18 protein-coding genes are annotated in these 16,904 nt (G+C 71.7%); 17 read left to right on the forward strand and 1 reads right to left on the reverse strand.

Features of this window, described 5'->3' with window-relative positions; all coding sequences use genetic code 11:
- The first annotated feature begins 783 nt into the window (after positions 1-783).
- From OG618_RS24940 to OG618_RS25020, 17 genes are all read left to right on the forward strand, one after another.
- Positions 784-1,362 carry a hypothetical protein gene (locus OG618_RS24940; protein ID WP_329489769.1) on the forward strand — a complete coding sequence of 193 codons (579 nt, stop codon included), beginning with the start codon at positions 784-786 and terminating at the stop codon, positions 1,360-1,362.
- Positions 1,363-1,929: 567 nt separating this feature from the next.
- Positions 1,930-2,358, forward strand: a complete 429-nt coding sequence (rpsP, locus tag OG618_RS24945; protein ID WP_329489770.1) for a 30S ribosomal protein S16 — start codon at positions 1,930-1,932, stop codon at positions 2,356-2,358.
- Between the two features lie 2 nt (positions 2,359-2,360).
- Entirely contained in the window at positions 2,361-2,600 is a 240-nt protein-coding gene (locus tag OG618_RS24950) for an RNA-binding protein (protein ID WP_030306741.1), read from the forward strand.
- A 235-nt stretch (positions 2,601-2,835) separates the two neighbouring features.
- Positions 2,836-3,459: a ribosome maturation factor RimM gene (gene rimM / locus OG618_RS24955; protein WP_329489771.1), complete on the forward strand. Its 624-nt coding sequence runs from the start codon at positions 2,836-2,838 to the stop codon at positions 3,457-3,459.
- A 56-nt stretch (positions 3,460-3,515) separates the two neighbouring features.
- Complete coding sequence (gene trmD / locus OG618_RS24960; protein ID WP_329492258.1) at positions 3,516-4,334, forward strand: tRNA (guanosine(37)-N1)-methyltransferase TrmD; 819 nt, start codon at positions 3,516-3,518, stop codon at positions 4,332-4,334.
- Between the two features lie 154 nt (positions 4,335-4,488).
- Positions 4,489-4,839 carry a 50S ribosomal protein L19 gene (rplS, locus tag OG618_RS24965; protein ID WP_063347674.1) on the forward strand — a complete coding sequence of 117 codons (351 nt, stop codon included), beginning with the start codon at positions 4,489-4,491 and terminating at the stop codon, positions 4,837-4,839.
- Positions 4,840-5,075: 236 nt separating this feature from the next.
- Complete coding sequence (gene lepB, locus OG618_RS24970; protein WP_329489772.1) at positions 5,076-5,912, forward strand: signal peptidase I; 837 nt, start codon at positions 5,076-5,078, stop codon at positions 5,910-5,912.
- A 187-nt stretch (positions 5,913-6,099) separates the two neighbouring features.
- Positions 6,100-6,852 carry a signal peptidase I gene (gene lepB, locus OG618_RS24975; RefSeq protein WP_442906859.1) on the forward strand — a complete coding sequence of 251 codons (753 nt, stop codon included), beginning with the start codon at positions 6,100-6,102 and terminating at the stop codon, positions 6,850-6,852.
- Between the two features lie 246 nt (positions 6,853-7,098).
- Positions 7,099-8,100 carry a signal peptidase I gene (gene lepB / locus OG618_RS24980; protein WP_329489773.1) on the forward strand — a complete coding sequence of 334 codons (1,002 nt, stop codon included), beginning with the start codon at positions 7,099-7,101 and terminating at the stop codon, positions 8,098-8,100.
- Between the two features lie 145 nt (positions 8,101-8,245).
- The gene (gene lepB / locus OG618_RS24985) at positions 8,246-9,001 is read left to right on the forward strand and encodes a signal peptidase I (RefSeq protein ID WP_329489774.1); all 756 of its coding nucleotides are present in this window, start codon (positions 8,246-8,248) and stop codon (positions 8,999-9,001) included.
- Positions 9,002-9,200: 199 nt separating this feature from the next.
- Positions 9,201-9,674 carry an NUDIX hydrolase gene (locus OG618_RS24990; RefSeq protein WP_329489775.1) on the forward strand — a complete coding sequence of 158 codons (474 nt, stop codon included), beginning with the start codon at positions 9,201-9,203 and terminating at the stop codon, positions 9,672-9,674.
- Positions 9,675-9,729: 55 nt separating this feature from the next.
- The gene (locus OG618_RS24995) at positions 9,730-10,056 is read left to right on the forward strand and encodes a DUF2469 domain-containing protein (RefSeq protein ID WP_030056781.1); all 327 of its coding nucleotides are present in this window, start codon (positions 9,730-9,732) and stop codon (positions 10,054-10,056) included.
- A 402-nt stretch (positions 10,057-10,458) separates the two neighbouring features.
- Positions 10,459-10,893, forward strand: coding sequence for a YraN family protein (locus OG618_RS25000; protein ID WP_329492260.1), 435 nt, complete (start codon positions 10,459-10,461; stop codon positions 10,891-10,893).
- 1 nt (position 10,894) lies between these two features.
- Positions 10,895-12,616, forward strand: coding sequence for a YifB family Mg chelatase-like AAA ATPase (locus OG618_RS25005; protein ID WP_329489776.1), 1,722 nt, complete (start codon positions 10,895-10,897; stop codon positions 12,614-12,616).
- 2 nt (positions 12,617-12,618) lie between these two features.
- Positions 12,619-13,788 carry a DNA-processing protein DprA gene (dprA, locus tag OG618_RS25010; protein WP_329489777.1) on the forward strand — a complete coding sequence of 390 codons (1,170 nt, stop codon included), beginning with the start codon at positions 12,619-12,621 and terminating at the stop codon, positions 13,786-13,788.
- Positions 13,789-14,341: 553 nt separating this feature from the next.
- Positions 14,342-15,157 (forward strand): RNA polymerase sigma factor WhiG, encoded by an 816-nt coding sequence (gene whiG / locus OG618_RS25015; RefSeq protein WP_329492261.1) that lies wholly within the window; start codon positions 14,342-14,344, stop codon positions 15,155-15,157.
- Positions 15,158-15,329: 172 nt separating this feature from the next.
- Positions 15,330-15,902, forward strand: coding sequence for a TetR/AcrR family transcriptional regulator (locus OG618_RS25020; protein WP_329492262.1), 573 nt, complete (start codon positions 15,330-15,332; stop codon positions 15,900-15,902).
- A gap of 37 nt (positions 15,903-15,939) precedes the next feature.
- Here OG618_RS25020 and OG618_RS25025 read toward each other — a convergent pair whose 3' ends face one another.
- Positions 15,940-16,692, reverse strand: a complete 753-nt coding sequence (locus OG618_RS25025; protein WP_329489778.1) for a M23 family metallopeptidase — start codon at positions 16,690-16,692, stop codon at positions 15,940-15,942.
- Positions 16,693-16,904 lie beyond the last annotated feature (212 nt).

The raw sequence follows: 16,904 nt of genomic DNA on the forward strand, positions 1-16,904 counted from the left end.
TCGGCTGCTGAGCGGCGACTGACCGGCCGCTGACCGGCCACGTCCACCGACCAGCCCGCGCCGCCCACTGAACGGCGCGCGGATCCGTCGGCGCACCTACAGCGGTGCGCCGGTGGATCCGCGTCTGCGGGGAGGTTCGGGTCCGTTCGGGTCGGTTGGGCTGTTGGGGCTGCTGGGGCTGTTGGGGCTTCTGGTGGTGCTCGGGCCGCTGGGCCGCTCGGACGTGGGCGCACCGGCGGACCTCGGGCCGGTTGACCGGCGGGCCCGCAGGACGGGCCTGGTGCGGTCTCGGGACGCCCCGGGCGAGGCGATGGCTGACGTTGGTCGTCGATGTTGGAAACCGACAGGTACTGGCGATTTCTGGCAGCTGACGGCAATGATCCGGCAGCTGCCCGACAACCGTGAGACATCCGTCGGACATCCGGTCGACAACCGCCGTCGGGAATTCCGGCGGTAACCGTCCGGTGGCCGTCTCACCAGTCGACATCCCTACTGGCCGGTCAACTGCCGGTATTAACGGAATAGCGGTACGGTGTACGGCCCGTGGCCCTGTCAACTCGACAGGACCACGGGCCGTACGTCCTGGGTGCGACAGCCCGCCCCCCGGACGGAAATGACGAGGTCCGCCGAGCTACGACGGGCCCAAACCGGCAGGGGGTTGGTCTTGCGTCAGATCCGGAACGCGCATTTCGCGCGCGCTCGTACATTCCTGAGAGTTTCCTGGGAATTCCAGGAGATCGGGAACACGCGGAACATCGGCTCGCACTCCGTCGTTGGTCTAGCGTGAGCACGACACAGCCCCTCGTTCTCGCGGCCGAACTGGCCGCCGCCTGGAGTGACATCCAGGCCTTCCATCAGGACCTCCCCGACCTCGCCTCGCCCGAGGCGTTGATCGGCGAGTCCTCCTCGGCCTGTGGCACGCGGCTCGGTTTCGAGCGGCTCCTCCACGAGGCTGCCCACGGTCTGGCCGCGGCCCGGGACATCCGGGACACCTCGCGGGCCGGCCGCTACCACAACCGGCGCTTCCTGCTCCTGGCTTCCGAGCTGGGCCTGGCGCACCCGGTCGAGCCGCATGCGAGCAGCGGCTTCTCCCAGGTGACCATGCTCAAGGAGACGCAGGAGCGGTACGCCGAGACCATCGAGCGGCTGGATCGGGCCCTCGGCGCTCACCAGGAGGCGGTGGCCGGGGACGGCGTCTCGCGCGCCTTCCGCGGCCCGGCGGCCCGGCACGGCTCCTCCGGGGGCGGCGTCCGGGTCAAGGCGGTCTGCGGGTGCGGGCGCAACGTCCGCGTCGTGCCGTCGGTCCTCGCGCAGGCGTCCATCGTCTGCGGTGCCTGCCAGCAGCCGTTCAAGATCGCGTAGCGTGGGGAGCCGGCCGGCGACTGTGCGGGCAGTGCGTCCGGCCGGAGCGATCGACGGCCTCGGCCGGCAGGGCTGATCGGGACGACCGATCGGCGGCCCTGACCGGCGGCTGTGATGTGTTGGGCTGACCGGGAGCGGGGGCTCCCGGTCGACCTGTTTCGGCGGTCGGCGACGGGTGGACCGCGGCGGCCGGGTGGTGTGGCGGTCCGAATGGTGGGCCGGTGAGGGGCGGTGGTGAGCCGTGGCCGTGGCCGGGTGTCGGTCGGGCGGCTCCGGGGAGTGGCTGTGCCGGTCGGTTGCCGGGCGAGTGCCGGGCCAGTGCCGGTCGAGCGCTTCTAAGCGTGACCGGGCGTTGACCGGGCGACTTCGGGCCGTGGTCGGTGGCGGTCGGGCCGAGCGGGCGGCGAGGCGGTTCGCGCCGGTATGGCAGAATGGACAGCTGAGTACTCGGCAGCCGAGCAGGACCCCTCTCTCCTACGGCTGGCGTGTCCCTTGAACGGCCAGCCTCGCAACCCCACGCGACGGTGCGGCCGCTCACCCACGTCAACACCAGGAGAATCCACTCCCGTGGCAGTCAAGATCAAGCTCAAGCGTCTCGGCAAGATTCGCTCCCCGCACTACCGCATCGTCGTCGCCGACTCGCGCACCAAGCGTGACGGCCGCGCGATCGAGGAGATCGGCATCTACCAGCCGACCTACAACCCCTCGAAGATCGAGGTCGACGGCGAGCGCGCCCAGTACTGGCTGTCCGTCGGCGCCCAGCCGACCGAGCCGGTTCTCGCCATCCTCAAGCTGACCGGCGACTGGCAGAAGTTCAAGGGCCTGCCGGCCCCGGCTCCGCTGCTGGTTGCCGAGCCCAAGGTCGAGGACTTCTCGCACCTGTTCGCGAAGGCCGTCGCCGGCTTCGAGGACGCCACCACCGGTGTTGCCATCACCCCGAAGGCCAAGAAGTCGGACAAGGCCGAGGCTGACGCCGACGCCGCCGTCGAGGCCTGATCGTGATCGAGGACGCCCTCGACCACCTGGTGAAGGGCATCGTCGAGCACCCCGACGAGGTGCAGGTGCGTTCGCGCAACCTGCGTCGGGGGAACACCATCGAGGTGCGTGTGCACCCCGATGACCTCGGCAAGGTGATCGGCCGGGGCGGCCGCACGGCGCGTGCACTGCGCACCGTTGTCGGCGCCCTCGGCGGTCGCAACGTCCGTGTCGACCTGGTCGACGTGGACAGCATTCGCTGACGCTGCTGCTCGTTCAGCCGTCAGGCTTGAGGCCGGTCGGGACGCATGTCGTCCCGGCCGGCCTTTCTCTGTTCCCGACCGCCTTCTCGCCGTGCCCCCGCCTCCACGGCCCTGTGCTCCAGCGCCGGGACCCGTCACGGCGACCACACCGTTGGTACCCCGTACCAGCACCCACACCCAGTGCCCAGCGCCAGCACCCAGCACTCAGCACCCAGCACCCAGGAGAACGATCACCGTGCAGCTCGTCGTCGGTAAGATCGGCCGCGCCCACGGCATCAAGGGGGATGTCAGCGTCGAGGTCCGCACCGACGAGCCGGAACTCCGGCTCGGTCCCGGTGCCGTCCTCCTCACCGACCCCGCGTCGGCCGGACCGCTGACCGTCGAGTCCGGCAAGGTGCACAGCGGCCGGCTGCTGCTGCGCTTCGCCGGCGTCAAGGACCGCAACGACGCAGAGGCCCTGCGCGGCACCGTCCTGATCGCCGAGGTCGACCCGGAGGAGAGCCCCGAGGACCCGGAGGAGTACTACGACCACCAGCTGATCGGTCTGGACGTCGTCCTGCTCGACGGCACCCCGGTCGGTGAGCTCACCGAGGTCGTCCACCTCCCGTACCAGGACCTGCTCACGGTGGAGAAGCCCGACGGGACGGAGGTGCTGGTGCCCTTCGTCACCCGCATCGTGCCGACCATCGACCTGGAGAACCAGCGCGTCGTCATCGACCCGCCGGGCGGCCTGATCGACCCGGAGCAGGCCGAGGTCGTGCGGGGCGAGTCGGACGACGCGGATGCGTCGGACGGGTCGGAGGGGTCAGACAGGTCGGACGGGTCGGACGAGTCGGTGGATCCGGAGGAGTCGGAGTGACCGCCGAGGAACTGTCGCCGCAGGAGCCGCCCGCGGTGCGGGGCGTCCAGGACGGGATGCGGATCGACGTCGTCACGATCTTCCCCGAGTACCTGGAGCCGCTGAACATCTCCCTGGTCGGCAAGGCCCGCGCCCGCGGTCAGCTGGATGTGCACGTCCACGACCTGCGCGGCTGGACGCACGACATCCACCGCACTGTGGACGACAGCCCGTACGGCGGCGGACCGGGCATGGTGATGAAGCCCGAGCCGTGGGGCGAGGCGCTGGACGGCGTGCTGAGCGCGGGCCCCGACGGGGAGGTGCCCACGCTGGTGGTGCCCACCCCGAGCGGGCGCCCCTTCACCCAGGAGCTGGCCCAGGAGCTCGCCGGACGCCCGTGGCTCACCTTCACTCCGGCCCGGTACGAGGGCATCGACCGGCGGGTGATCGAGGAGGCGGCCGCCCGGATGCCGGTGGTCGAGGTGTCGATCGGCGACTACGTCCTGGCCGGTGGCGAGGTCGCCGTGCTGGTGATGGTCGAGGCGATCGCCCGGCTGCTGCCCGGGGTGCTCGGCAACGCCGAGTCCCATCGGGACGACTCCTTCGCGCCCGGCGCCATGGCCGACCTGCTGGAGGGCCCGGTCTACACCAAGCCCGCCGAGTGGCGCGGCCGGACCGTGCCGGACGTCCTGCTCAGCGGCAACCACGGCCGGATCGCCCGCTGGCGGCGCGAACAGGCCTTCGCCCGGACCCTGGCGAACCGCCCCGATCTGGTCGAGCGCTGGCAGTACGGCGGCTTCGACAAGAAGGACCGTGAGGCGCTGAGCATCCTCGGCCTGGCCTGGGACGAGCAGCTCGGTCGATTTCGGTCTGTGGTCGATGGTGTGGAAGAATAGGTCGCTGCTGTCTGTCGCTGGTCTCCTCACGTAGGAGTCACGTGGTCCGGTGCCCTCGCCACGGGGGGAACATCGCCAACCGATGCGGCCCGCAGCGAACCCCATTGTGACGAACTTCCGTGGGCGGCCCGTGGCGCCTGCGATGGAGAGCAACATGAGCAACAAGCTCGCTGCTGTCGACGCGGCCTCGCTGCGTAGCGACATTCCGGCCTTCCGCGCCGGTGACACCCTGAAGGTCCATGTCCGGGTCATCGAGGGCAACCGCTCTCGTGTCCAGGTCTTCCAGGGCGTCGTCATCCGCCGCCACGGCGCCGGTGTCGGCGAGACCTTCACCGTTCGCAAGGTCAGCTTCAACGTCGGCGTGGAGCGCACCTTCCCGGTGCACACCCCGGTCGTCGAGAAGATCGAGGTCGTGACCCGCGGTGCGGTTCGCCGCGCCAAGCTGTACTACCTGCGTGACCTCCGCGGCAAGGCCGCGAAGATCAAGGAGAAGCGCGACCGCTGATCCACCGTCCCCCGGTACTCCCGGGGGATCGGAGCGCTCTAGGGGGCGCGGCTGCCGCACGGTAAGCTCACCCCCCGATGAGCACGCACGAACCATCCGCGGACCGCGACGGCTGTCCCGCACCCACTGGTGCGGACTCGCCGTCGCGGTCCGCGGCCGTTTCCACGACCGCGCCCGCCACGGCGCCGGTGCCCGCCACGGCGCCGGTGCCCGCCACGGCGCCGATGGTGGAGCCGGTGCTCGAGCCGGGCACCCGGCGCGTCCCCGAGACCCAGGCGCCCCGGGAGGCGGTCCCGGAATCCGAGCGGACCTCGGCCGACGGCTCGGTGGAGGACTCGGTGGAGGACTCGGCGGGCGCTGCGGCCGACGTTTCGGTGGACGAGCCCGGGGTGGTGCCCCGTTCGCGCTCGCGTGACCTCCTTCTGCTGGTGGGTATCTGCCTGCTGTCCCTGCTCCTGGTGAACGCCTTCGTGGCGCGGCCGTTCGCGGTGCCGTCCGGGTCGATGGAGAACAGCCTGCGCCCGGGCGACCGCCTGATCGCGAACCAACTGGCCTACTCCTTCGGAGGGCATCCGCAGCGCGGTGATGTCGTGGTCTTCGACGGGAGGGGCTCCTTCCTGCGTGGGTCGGCCGAGCCGACCGGGTTCGGGAACGCACTGCGCTCGCTCGTCCGGGATCTCGGACTTGCGCCGGCCGACGACTCGGTCTACGTCAAGCGCGTCATCGGCGTCGGCGGGGACCGGGTGACCAGTACCGGGCCGGGCGCGCGGATCACCGTCAACGGCGTACCGGTCGACGAGTCCTCCTACCTCGCACCGGGGGACGAGCCGTCGAAGGTGGCCTTCGATGTGGTGGTGCCGGCCGGAAAGCTGTGGGTCATGGGGGACCACCGCGATGCCTCCCGTGACTCGCGGGACCACCTGGGTGAGCCCGGTGGCGGGTTCGTGCCCGAGGGCAAGGTGATCGGACGGGCGGAGTGGGTGGTCTACCCGGTCGGCCACTGGACCGGCCTGGACCGGTCGGCGGCGTTCGCCGCGGTAGGGGGGACCGGTGGCCATGGGGACCAGAGGTAGGGGCCGCCTGGCGGACCGACCGTCCGACGCGGTACCGGGCGATCCGGCGGGAGCACGCGGACCGGGGACGTCCGGTCCGGAGGCAGCGACGCCCATCCGCGGGCGGGCCGACCGTCGGCGTACCGCCCGCCGGGCCGCCCGCCGCCGCAAGCGCTCGCTCCTGCACGAGATCCCGCTGATCGTCCTGGTGGCACTGCTGGTGGCCCTGGTGATGAAGACCTTCATGGTGCAGGTGTTCGTCATCCCCTCCGGTTCGATGGAGCAGACCATCCAGATCGGCGACCGGGTGCTGGTGGACAAGCTCACCCCCTGGTTCGGTGCCGAGCCGGGGCGCGGCGACGTCGTGGTGTTCAAGGATCCGGGCGGTTGGCTGGAGGCCGACCACAAGCCGTCCACGGATGGGCCGGTACTTCGCGGGGCGAAGCAGGTCCTCACTTTCGTCGGGCTGCTGCCGTCCGACAGCGAGCAGGATCTGATCAAGCGGGTGATCGGTGTCGGCGGGGACACCGTGGAGTGCTGCGACGAGCAGGGCCGCCTCAGCGTCAACGGCACGGCGGTGGACGAGCCGTACCTGTCGCCGGGCAACCCGCCGTCCCGCCAGCCGTTCAAGGTGAAGGTGCCGCAGGGGCGGCTCTGGGTGATGGGCGATCATCGGGACGTGTCGGCCGATTCCCGTTTTCACATGGGTAATCCGGGGCAGGGCACCATCCCACTGAGTGGTGTGGTCGGTCAGGCGTTCGTGGTGGCCTGGCCGGTCGGCCGGGTCCATCAACTTGATGCGCCGGGTTCACTCTCCTCAGTGGCCCGGTCCGCGGACCTCCGTGGAACTGGGCCGGAAGCGATGGATGTTGGGCCGCTTCCGAAGGAACCTCCGCTCGTTATGGGTGTGTTGGGCATCCTTCCGCTCATCGGCCGAAGGCCCGGGCGGCCTCGGGAGTAGGCCCGGCTGACCGGTGGAGGGCCGGCCGGCGTGCGTGGGAGCGCGAGCCGGATGCCTGGGAGTGATAGAGAAGTGCTGGTGCGGCCGGTACGCGACAACGGCCGCGTCCGGAGGCTGTGCCGGTGTCAGGTGTCCCCCAAGAGGGCGGCCCTGGGGCCGGGGCACGGTCGATGGTGGAGGTAGTGCCCGCTGTGCGGCACTGTGAGCGCGGACGCGCAGGCGTCCGCACAGCTGGGAGGAGACGTTGTGGGGGATTTGGTGATCGGCGCCCGCTCAGGCGCCGGAGAGCCCGAGGGCTCCGGTCATCGGGCGGAACGGTCGACGGAGTCCGCAGTGTCTTCGAGTTCCGCGGAGGACGCGGCGGTTCAGTCCGCGGACGAGCAGGGCAGTGGTGCGGGCGACGGTTCCGACGCCCGGGACGACGTGAGCTCTGACGGCGGGTCGGAGGAGAAGGCCGGCGGCAAGGAGCACAAGCAGCGCTCGTTCTGGAAGGAACTGCCGATTCTGATCGGCATCGCGCTGGTCCTGGCGCTGGTGATCAAGACTTTCTTCGTCCAGGCGTTCTCCATTCCGTCGGAGTCGATGCAGAACACGCTTCAGGTCGGCGACCGCGTCCTGGTGGACAAGCTGACCCCGTGGTTCGGAGCCGAGCCCGAGCGGGGCGAGGTCGTGGTGTTCCACGACCCGGGCGGCTGGCTGGCGGACGAGCCCACCAAGCAGAGCGACAACTCCTTCGTGCGGGGGGTGCAGGACGTGCTCAGCTTCGTCGGCCTGATGCCCTCCGAGAACGAGAAGGACCTGATCAAGCGGGTCATCGCGGTCGGTGGGGACACCGTCGAGTGCGAGGGCGAGGGGCCGGTCAAGGTCAACGGGATCGCTCTCAACGAGCCGTATGTGTTCCCCGGTAACACCCCCTGCGGGACGAAGCCCTTCGGCCCGGTGAAGGTGCCGGACGGCCGGATCTGGGTGATGGGTGACCACCGAGCGGACTCGCTGGACTCCCGCTTCCACATGGACCAGCCGGGTGGCGGCACCGTTCCGGTGGACGAGGTCATCGGACGGGCCTTCGTGGTGGCCTGGCCGATCAACCACTGGTCGACACTGCCGGTGCCGGACACCTTCGACCAGAAGGGTCTGGCGGCGGCCGTGCCGTTCGTTCCGCCCGTGGCCGGCGCGGTCGGCGCGGTCAGCCTGCTTCCGCTGGTGCGCCGGCTGAAGGGCCGGTCGGAGCGCGCGAAGCGGTCCTGACCACCACCGGGTCGCCCCCGGGTCTTGCGCGGGCCGTGGTACCGACGAGTAATCTGCTCGGACGTGCCACGGCCCGCCGGGTTTTCCGCCTGTGGCCCCGGCGTGCCATGAGCGGTCCCGGGTCAGGCAGGGGTGGATGGTTTCGATGAGCAGTGTCGCGACACCGACGGCGGACCGCCCGCCTGCGCCCGGACGGTCCCGGCCCAGGCCGGCCGCGGTGCTGCAGGGCGTGCTGATCGGGCTCGGTCTGGTCCTGCTGGTCGGCGGCTTCGTGGTCATGGCGCTGGACTACCGGCCGTACGGCATTCCGACCGGTTCGATGACCCCGACGCTCAAGGTCGGGGACACCGTCGTCGCCCGGCAGATCGACGGCAAGGACGTCGGCCGGGGTGACGTCGTGGTCTTCCGCGACCAGGCGTGGGGCGGTGAACTCATGGTCAAGCGCGTGGTCGCGGTCGGCGGGGACACCGTGGCGACCACCGGGGACGACCAACGGCTGACCGTCAACGGCAAGCCGGTGGAAGAGCCGTACCTGGAGACGCAGGGCCCGCAGGGGAGCGCGTTCAGCGTGGACGTGCCTCCTGGCCGGCTCTTTCTGCTGGGAGACAACCGACAGGGGTCGCTCGACTCCCGCCTCCACCTGGAGGTCGACGGCGGCACGATCCCCGCCACCGAGGTGGAGGCCCGGGTGGAGGCCACCGTCCTGCCCTTCGGCCGGACGGGTCTGTTCGCCCGCACCACCGCCTTCGACGCGCTCGGTGGGCCGAAGGCCGGCGAGCCGGGACCGTTGGAGCCGGCCTTCTACGCCACCGTTGTAGGCGCGGCGATGATCGTCGTGACCTGTGGGGTGAGCGGGGCGGCCGGTGCGGCCCGCCGGCTGGGACGCCGCCGCGACGCTTGACGGGTGCCACGGCCGCCGCTCCGGCGGGCGCCGCCGCCCCGGTCGGCGGCGCAGCCTCAGTTCGAGTCGGCGCCGACGGCCGCGCGACCGCCGGCGCCCGTGGCCCGATCGCTCTGCCGAACATCGCCCCGGCAGGTCCTGCCGGGTGGCAGGATCGAGGGGATCGGCCCGACGAACGAGGGGAGGGGGGAGGGCGGCGATGACGGCCAAGCACCGCAAGGCTTCACGGATCCTGCTGTTGGACGGGCAGGACCGCCTGCTTCTCTTCCGGGGCTCGGATCCGGTGGTGCCGGACGTCACCTGGTGGTTCACCCCCGGAGGAGGCCTGGAACCGGGGGAGAGCACTCGCGAGGCCGCGGTGCGCGAGCTCGCCGAGGAGACGGGGCTGCGGGGCGTGGACCTCGGGCCCGTGGTTGCGTACGACACGGTTTCGTACTCCTTTCGGGAGCAGCGCTACGAGCAGGAGCAGTGGTTCCACCTGGCCCGGACCGTGGAGACGGTGCTCGATCATTCGAGGATGGGCAGGGACGAGCACGCCGAACTGCTCGCGGCACGCTGGTGGACGGTCGAGGAGCTGGGGGAGACCGCCGAAACGATCTATCCGATCGGGCTGGCGGACTTCGTGGGGCGACTGCTGGCCGAGGGGCCGCCAGTCACGCCGGTAAGGCTCTGAGGGTGAGTGCGGTGGTCCACAATGGGTGGACGTGACAAGTTGAGGGGACGCCTGGATGAGTGCCGAAGATCTCGAGAAGTACGAGACCGAGATGGAGCTCAAGCTCTACCGGGAGTACCGGGACGTCGTCGGCCTGTTCAAGTACGTGATTGAGACCGAGCGACGCTTCTACCTCACCAACGACTACGAGCTGCAGGTGCACTCGGTCCAGGGCGAGGTCTTTTTCGAGGTGTCGATGGCGGATGCGTGGGTCTGGGACATGTACCGGCCGGCCCGGTTCGTCCGTAAGGTCCGGGTGCTGACCTTCAAGGACGTGAACATCGAGGAGCTCGCGAAGAGCGATCTGGAGCTGCCCTCGGACGAGTCCGGGTTCGGGAACTGACGTTGGACCGCTCGGTCCCGCGGTGTCCAGGGGAATTTCGACTTTCCCGGGATTCTCACTCCTGCGAGTGACAGAAGTTATCCACAGGCCCGGGTTATCCACAGGAAATAGCAACCCTCTGGCCCTGTCCCGGGTCGCACGGAAACCTCCGCGTCGGAGGTGGTCACCGTGCAGGACACCAAGCGCACCACGCGTAAGCAGAGTGAGACGCCCAAGGCCCGACCGAGTGGGCAGGCCCGGCGCAGGGCGGCGAGGGCGCCGGAGGAGTACCAGGCGGAGCTGTCCGGGCTCGGAAACAGGCCAGCTCCGCCGCGCACTGAGCAGGCCGACCCGGAGAAGGCCGGTCCTGAGCGAGCCGTTCCCGAGAAGGCCGTTCCTGAGCGGGGCGGTCCGGGGAAGGCCCTGTCGGGGCGCGGCACGAACAACGGGCTGGGCCGTTACGGGGAGCGGGTCGCCGCCCGGCGGCTCGCCGAGAGCGGCCTCAGGATCCTGGACCGCAACTGGCGCTGCGTCGAGGGCGAGCTGGACATCGTCGCCCTCGACGGCGACACCCTGGCCGTTTGTGAGGTGAAGACCCGCTCCGAGCGGGGATTCCAGCAGCCGAGCGAGGCCATCGACCGAGCCAAGGCCGCCCGACTCCAGCGATTGGCGGAGCGCTGGGTGGCGGAGCGCTGGCCCGGCCACTTCGCCAGGTTGGCCGGCCCCGGGTACAGCCCCGTGCCGGCGGACCCGCAGTGGCCGCCCGTGCCGCCCGGCGGCGTCCGGATCGACCTCGTGGCCGTCATCAACCGGGCCCGGGGCGCCGCCTCGGTGGACCACCTGAGGGGGGTGGTCTGAGATGGCCTTCGCCCGTACCTGTTCCGTCGCGCTGGTCGGCGTCGACGGTGTGATCGTCGAGGTCCAGGCCGATCTGGAGCCCGGAGTCGCCGCCTTCACCCTGGTCGGTCTGCCCGACAAAGCCCTCTCCGAGGCCCGCGACCGGGTGCGCGCGGCCCTGGTGAACAGCGGCGAGGTCTGGCCGCAGCGAAAGCTCACCGTCGGACTCAGCCCCGCCTCGGTACCGAAGAGTGGCAGCGGCTTCGACCTCGCGGTGGCCTGCGCCGTCCTCGCCGCCGCCGAGCGCTTGGATCCGTCCTCCATCGCCGAACTGCTGATCATCGGCGAGCTGGGGCTCGACGGGCGGGTGCGCCCGGTACGCGGCATCCTGCCGTCGGTGCTCGCCGCCGCCGACGCCGGTTACCAGCGGGTCGTGGTGGCCGAACAGACTGCCGCCGAGGCCTCCCTGGTCCCGGGCGTGACCGTCATCGGCGTGCGCAGCCTGCGGCAGCTCGTCGCCGTCCTGACCGGCGCACCCGAGCCGGAGGAGCCGCCCGACCCGATCAGCGGCCGCCCGGATCCCCTGATGGCCGGGCTGATGCTCCCCACCGCAGGGGTGCGCGGACTGCCCGACGACCGGGCCGCCCGGCTGGACCTGGCGGACGTCGCCGGCCAGTACGAGGCCCGACGCGCGCTGGAGATCGCCGCCGCCGGTGGTCACCACCTGTACTTGAAAGGTCCACCGGGCGCGGGCAAGACCATGTTGGCGGAGCGGCTCCCGGCGCTGCTGCCGCCACTCACCCAGAAGGAGGCCCTGGAGGTCACCGCCGTGCACTCGGTGGCCGGCCTGCTCCCGGCCGGTCGGCCACTGATCGACTGCGCGCCGTACTGCGCACCGCACCACTCCACCACCATGCCGGCCATCGTCGGCGGCGGCAGTGGCCTGCCCCGACCGGGCGCGGTCTCGCTGGCCCACCGGGGTGTGCTGTTCCTGGACGAGGCGCCGGAGTTTCCGGTCAGGGTGCTCGACGCGCTGCGCCAGCCGCTCGAATCGGGGGAGGTGGTGATCGCCCGATCGGCCGGATCGCTCAGGCTGCCGGCCAGGTTCCTGCTCTGCCTGGCCGCGAATCCCTGTCCCTGCGGGCGGTACTCGCGGCGGGGCGAGGGGTGCGAGTGCACTCCGGCGATGGTCAGCCGGTACCAGGGGCGGCTGTCCGGACCGCTGCTCGACCGGGTCGACCTCCAGGTCCAGGTCGCTCCGGTGACCAGGGTCGAGCTGATGGAGCGGGACACCACGGCGGAGAGCACCGCGACCGTGGCGGCCCGGGTGCTTGCCGCGCGGGAGCGCGCGGCGGCACGGCTGGCGCACACACCGTGGCGGACCAATGCCGAAGTGCCCGGCCATGAGCTGCGGACCCGATGGCAGCTCGGCCCCAACGCGCTGAACGATGCCGCCCGACAGCTGGAGCGCGGTCTGCTGACCGCCCGCGGCCTGGACCGGGTGCTCAGGGTCGCCTGGACGGTCGCCGATCTCGCCGGGCGCGACCGGCCGGACCAGCGGGACGTACGGACGGCCCTGGTGCTCCGCACCGGTGTGGAGCAGGGGCTGCCGTTGACCGAGCGCTCCTTCGGCCGGCTCGGCGGCGAGCCGCTGCCGCCGGCCGGGCCGAATGGCGACCGGCTGCTCCGTGCCGGTCCACCTGCCGCGACACCCGATCAGCGGCCGAGCGACAAGGAGACCTGAGCATGAACCAGACGATGAACCACCCTCAGCACCCCTCCGAAGCGGGGCGGGAGGCCGAGCCCGAGCGTCTCGCCAGGGCAGCGCTGAGCAGGCTCAGCGAACCGGGCGACGCTGTCCTGGGTCGGTGGCTCACCCAGCTCGACGCCGCCGATGTCGTCCGGGCGATCCGGGACGGCACCGTCCCCGACCATCCGGGCCCGGACGCGGAGCGGCTCGCCGCCTACCGGGCCAGGCTGGTCGACGTCGACCCCGTCGCGGACCTGGAGCGAGTGCGTACGGCCGGTGGGCGCTTCATCATTCCGGGCGACACGGAATGGCCGAGCCAACTCGACGACCTGGGAGCCGGCAGACCGCTCGGGCTCTGGTTGTCCGGGACGGGTTCCCTGCGACTGCTCGCCCTCCGCTCGGTCGCGGTCGTCGGCGCGCGGGCCTGCACGGCCTACGGAGCGCACGTCGCGGGGGAGCTGTCGGCGCAACTGGCCGAACGCGGGTGGGTGGTGGCCTCCGGCGCGGCGTACGGGATCGACGCGGCCGCCCACCGGGGTGCGCTGGCCGTCGGGGGGATGAGCATCGGAGTCCTCGCCTGCGGGGTCGATGTGGCCTACCCGAGGGGCAACGCCCAGTTGATCCGACGGATCGCCTCCCAGGGACTGCTGCTGAGCGAGCTTCCGCCGGGGGAGCACCCGAACCGGTTCCGGTTCGTGCTGCGCAATCGCGTGATCGCGGCCCTCACCCGAGGGACGGTGGTGGTCGAGGCGGCGTTGCGCAGCGGGGCGCTGAGTACGGCCAGACGCGCCCGGGACCTCAACCGGCACACGATGGGTGTCGCCGGCCCGGTGACGTCGGAGCTCTCGGCCGGAGTGCACGCCCTGATTCGCGGCGGCGCCACGCTGGTCACCGACGCGGCGGAGGTCGCCGAGCTGATCGGCGCGATCGGTGACGACCTCGCGCCCCAACGCGGCGGGCCGGTGCTGCCGAGGGACCTCCTGGAGCCGGTCGTGGCGAGGGTCCTGGAGGCGGTGCCGGCGACGGCGGAGGGTGCGCCGGTGGAGCGCCTGGCCCGGCAGTCGGGTCTCCCGCCGGACGAAGTGCTCCACCGGCTCTACGAGTTGGGGTCGCTCGGCTTCGTGGAACGGCACGGTGCTCACTGGCGACTGGTGCGTGGCCGGTGACCGATCGGGCGGATCAGGACGAATCGGGAGGCGGCCGGGTGCGCCGCCGTCGGCGGGAGGTGGGGCGGTGAATCGCCGGTCAAGGCGTTCACCCCCGCTGCCGGGTCCCGGCGACACGAACGCCACCGGATCGGGGGACGACCGAGTGGCGGTAGCACATTGCAGTGAGTCGGTCACGCTACGCTCGCCATGCCTTCCCTATCAGCACATGACTCGGCAGAACGGCGCAGACCAACGCATGCCCACACACATTCCCGGACACAGAGTGACCGGTGGCGCCCGGTCCTCGGGAGGGCCGCGGACCGAGCGGCGCCCCGTGACCGAGTTCCCGCCCAAGGCGACGGGTGCGATGGGGGCCCTTGCCCGGCAGGGTGGCCGACCGGCGCACACCGGCGCGTACGCCGGTCGGCCGGACGAGCCCGGTCCGCCGGACGCTTCCGAAGCGGCCGGTACGTCCGAAGTGGCTACCGCCCCCGAGGTGGCCGCCGTCCCCGGCCCGGCCCAGGGCCAGGACGCCGCGCCCGTACCCGCGGAGACGTCCACACAAGCGGAGGTGCCCGCTCCCGCCGGAACGCCGACACCACGGCGGGAGTCGGGCGTCGGCTCCGACCGCACGGCGCTGGAAGCGCTCTGGCGCTCCTACAAGGAGACGGGCGACCAGCGATTGCGGGAGCAGCTGATCCTGCACTACTCACCGCTCGTCAAATACGTGGCGGGCCGGGTCGGGGTCGGTTTGCCCTCCAACGTCGAGCAGGCGGACTTCGTCTCCTCGGGTGTCTTCGGGCTGATCGACGCGATCGAGAAGTTCGACATCGATCGGGCCATCAAGTTCGAGACCTACGCGATCAGCCGGATCCGCGGCGCGATCATCGACGAGCTCCGGGCCCTGGACTGGATCCCGCGTTCGGTGCGGCAGAAGGCGAAGGCGGTCGAGCGGACGTACGCGACCCTGGAGGCCCGGCTGCGCCGCACACCGCACGAGCCCGAGGTCGCGGCCGAGATGGGCATCGCGATCGAGGACCTGCACGCCATCTTCAGCCAGCTCTCCCTCGCCAACGTGGTGGCGCTGGACGAACTGCTCCACCCGGTGGGCGAGGGCGGGGACCGGCCAAGCCTGGGCGACACCCTGGAGGACCGCGGCGCGGACAACCCCGTGGAGGTGGCCGAGGACCGGGAGCTGCGCAGACTGCTGGCACAGGCGATCAACACCCTGCCCGAGCGGGAGAAGACCGTCGTGACGCTCTACTACTACGAGGGCCTCACCCTCGCGGAGATCGGCCAGGTGCTGGGGGTGACGGAGAGCCGGGTCAGCCAGATCCACACCAAGTCGGTGCTGCAGTTGCGAGCCAAGCTGTCGGACATCCGGTAGCGGCCCCTTCGGCACCCGATCGTTCGGCAGCACCGACCCCTGGCGGGCTGCCTGCGGGGTGCTTCCGCCCTTCCGCCGGATCCCCTCCACGCACCCCGTCATGCGCGGCGCCGTATCGGCGGGGTGTAGGGCTCCGTACAGTGGGACAGTGCCGAAGATCCGAGCGGCCACTTTGGCCGAGCACCGACAGCTGCAGCGGGCAGCCCTCCTCGATGCTGCCCGCAGCCTGCTCACCGAGGGGGGAATGGATGCCCTGACCTTCCCCGCGCTCGCGGCGCGCACCGGTCTGGCGCGCTCCTCGGTCTACGAGTACTTCCGTTCCCGCGCCGCTGTGGTCGAGCTGCTCTGCGAGGTCGACTTCCCGCTCTGGGCGGCCGAGATCGAGGCCGGGATGGAGAGCTGCGACACCGCGGCGGCCCGGATCGAGGCCTACGTCCGAGGTCAGCTCGCGCTGGCCGGGGACCCTCGGCACCGGGCAGTGGCGGCGATCTCGGCGCTGGAGCTGGACGAAGCGGCGCGCGAGCGGATCCGGGCGGCCCACGGCAAGCTCGTCGGCCTGGTGGTCCAGGCCCTCCAGGACCTCGGTCACGAGCAGCCGCGGCTGGCTGCCGGGCTGCTCCAGGGAATCGTGGAGGCCGCCGTTCGGCAGGCCGAGCAGCGTCCTACCGGTGGACCGGCCCTGAGTCAGGAAGTGATCGCGGACGCCGCGGTCGCGCTCGCCCTGCACGGCCTGGGCGGGAGCTGACCGAGCCGGGCCCGGCGCTCCCGTCCGAGCACCGGTCTCAGCGCTCCCGTCCGAGCGGGAGCAGTCGGGCCGCACCGGCTCCGAAGAGGGCCAGGGGATCGAGGTACCAGTCGCCGCGCAGCAGCCCCCAGTGCAGGCAGTCGTGGCCGGCGCAGTGGACGGCACCGGGGGTGAGCTGCCCGATCACTTCGCCGGCCGTGACGGTGGTGCCGGTGGCGAGGCTCCCGGTGACCGGCAGATAGGTGGTCCGCAGCGGCGGAGATCCTGAGGCCGGGTGGGTGACGGTGACCACCGGTCGGCCCGCCACCAGGCCGGAGAAGGAGACCACCCCGGGGGCGGCCGACCGGATGTCCGCACCACCCGTGGCGGCGAGATCGACGCCCCGGTGTCCGGCGGCCCATGGTGTGGCCGGTGCCTCGAAGCGCCTGACCAGCCCACCCGGGCCGCCCACCGGCCACACCCGTCCGCTCCCGGAACCCGCACCGCCCCCGGAACTGGCACTGGCACCGGCATCGGCATCGACGGAGTCGCGCGAGCCGTGCCCCGCCGCCTCGGCGGCATGGCCCACCGGCCCCGGCAGAACGGTCAGCAGCAGGGTGGTCACCGTCACAAGCGCGAGCAGCAGCCGGCGGTTGGGTCCGGGCCCCGGCCCGAGTGGCGGGGGCGACGACAAGCCCCCGACCCCGCCGAGGGCGCCGGACGACGCGGTGGTGGACGAAGCGGCGCCGGACGGCGCGGCGGGGGAGACGGGCGGAACGAACGGAGCGGTGGCTTCCAGGGCGGTTGTCATGCCGCCGAGGTTCTCCGGGGTACGCGAGCCCGACCAGCCCCACCCCGATTCCTGTGGACAACCGGGCCCTGTGGACAGCCGCCATCCCTCCCACGGGTGACGCGCCCCGAGTGCACCCCCGGCGCGAGCTCCTCCGAGCACGCCCCCCCGCCCCCGCATCCACCCCTGCACGCGGCCCCTCGCCCCCACCCCCCGGCCTCCCTACCCCAGCC

The organism is Kitasatospora sp. NBC_01246 (assembly GCF_036226505.1).
Lineage (GTDB): Bacteria > Actinomycetota > Actinomycetes > Streptomycetales > Streptomycetaceae > Kitasatospora.

What these genes read in the sequence shown, in the direction of transcription:
- trmD (WP_329492258.1), top strand. Translation starts at nt 3,516, where the DNA reads ATGCGGATCGACGTCGTCACGATCTTCCCCGAGTACCTGGAGCCGCTG.
- rplS (WP_063347674.1), top strand. Translation starts at nt 4,489, where the DNA reads ATGAGCAACAAGCTCGCTGCTGTCGACGCGGCCTCGCTGCGTAGCGAC.
- lepB (WP_329489774.1), top strand. Translation starts at nt 8,246, where the DNA reads ATGAGCAGTGTCGCGACACCGACGGCGGACCGCCCGCCTGCGCCCGGA.
- OG618_RS24990 (WP_329489775.1), top strand. Translation starts at nt 9,201, where the DNA reads ATGACGGCCAAGCACCGCAAGGCTTCACGGATCCTGCTGTTGGACGGG.
- OG618_RS24995 (WP_030056781.1), top strand. Translation starts at nt 9,730, where the DNA reads ATGAGTGCCGAAGATCTCGAGAAGTACGAGACCGAGATGGAGCTCAAG.
- OG618_RS25005 (WP_329489776.1), top strand. Translation starts at nt 10,895, where the DNA reads ATGGCCTTCGCCCGTACCTGTTCCGTCGCGCTGGTCGGCGTCGACGGT.
- dprA (WP_329489777.1), top strand. Translation starts at nt 12,619, where the DNA reads ATGAACCAGACGATGAACCACCCTCAGCACCCCTCCGAAGCGGGGCGG.
- OG618_RS25025 (WP_329489778.1), bottom strand. Translation starts at nt 16,692, where the DNA reads ATGACAACCGCCCTGGAAGCCACCGCTCCGTTCGTTCCGCCCGTCTCC.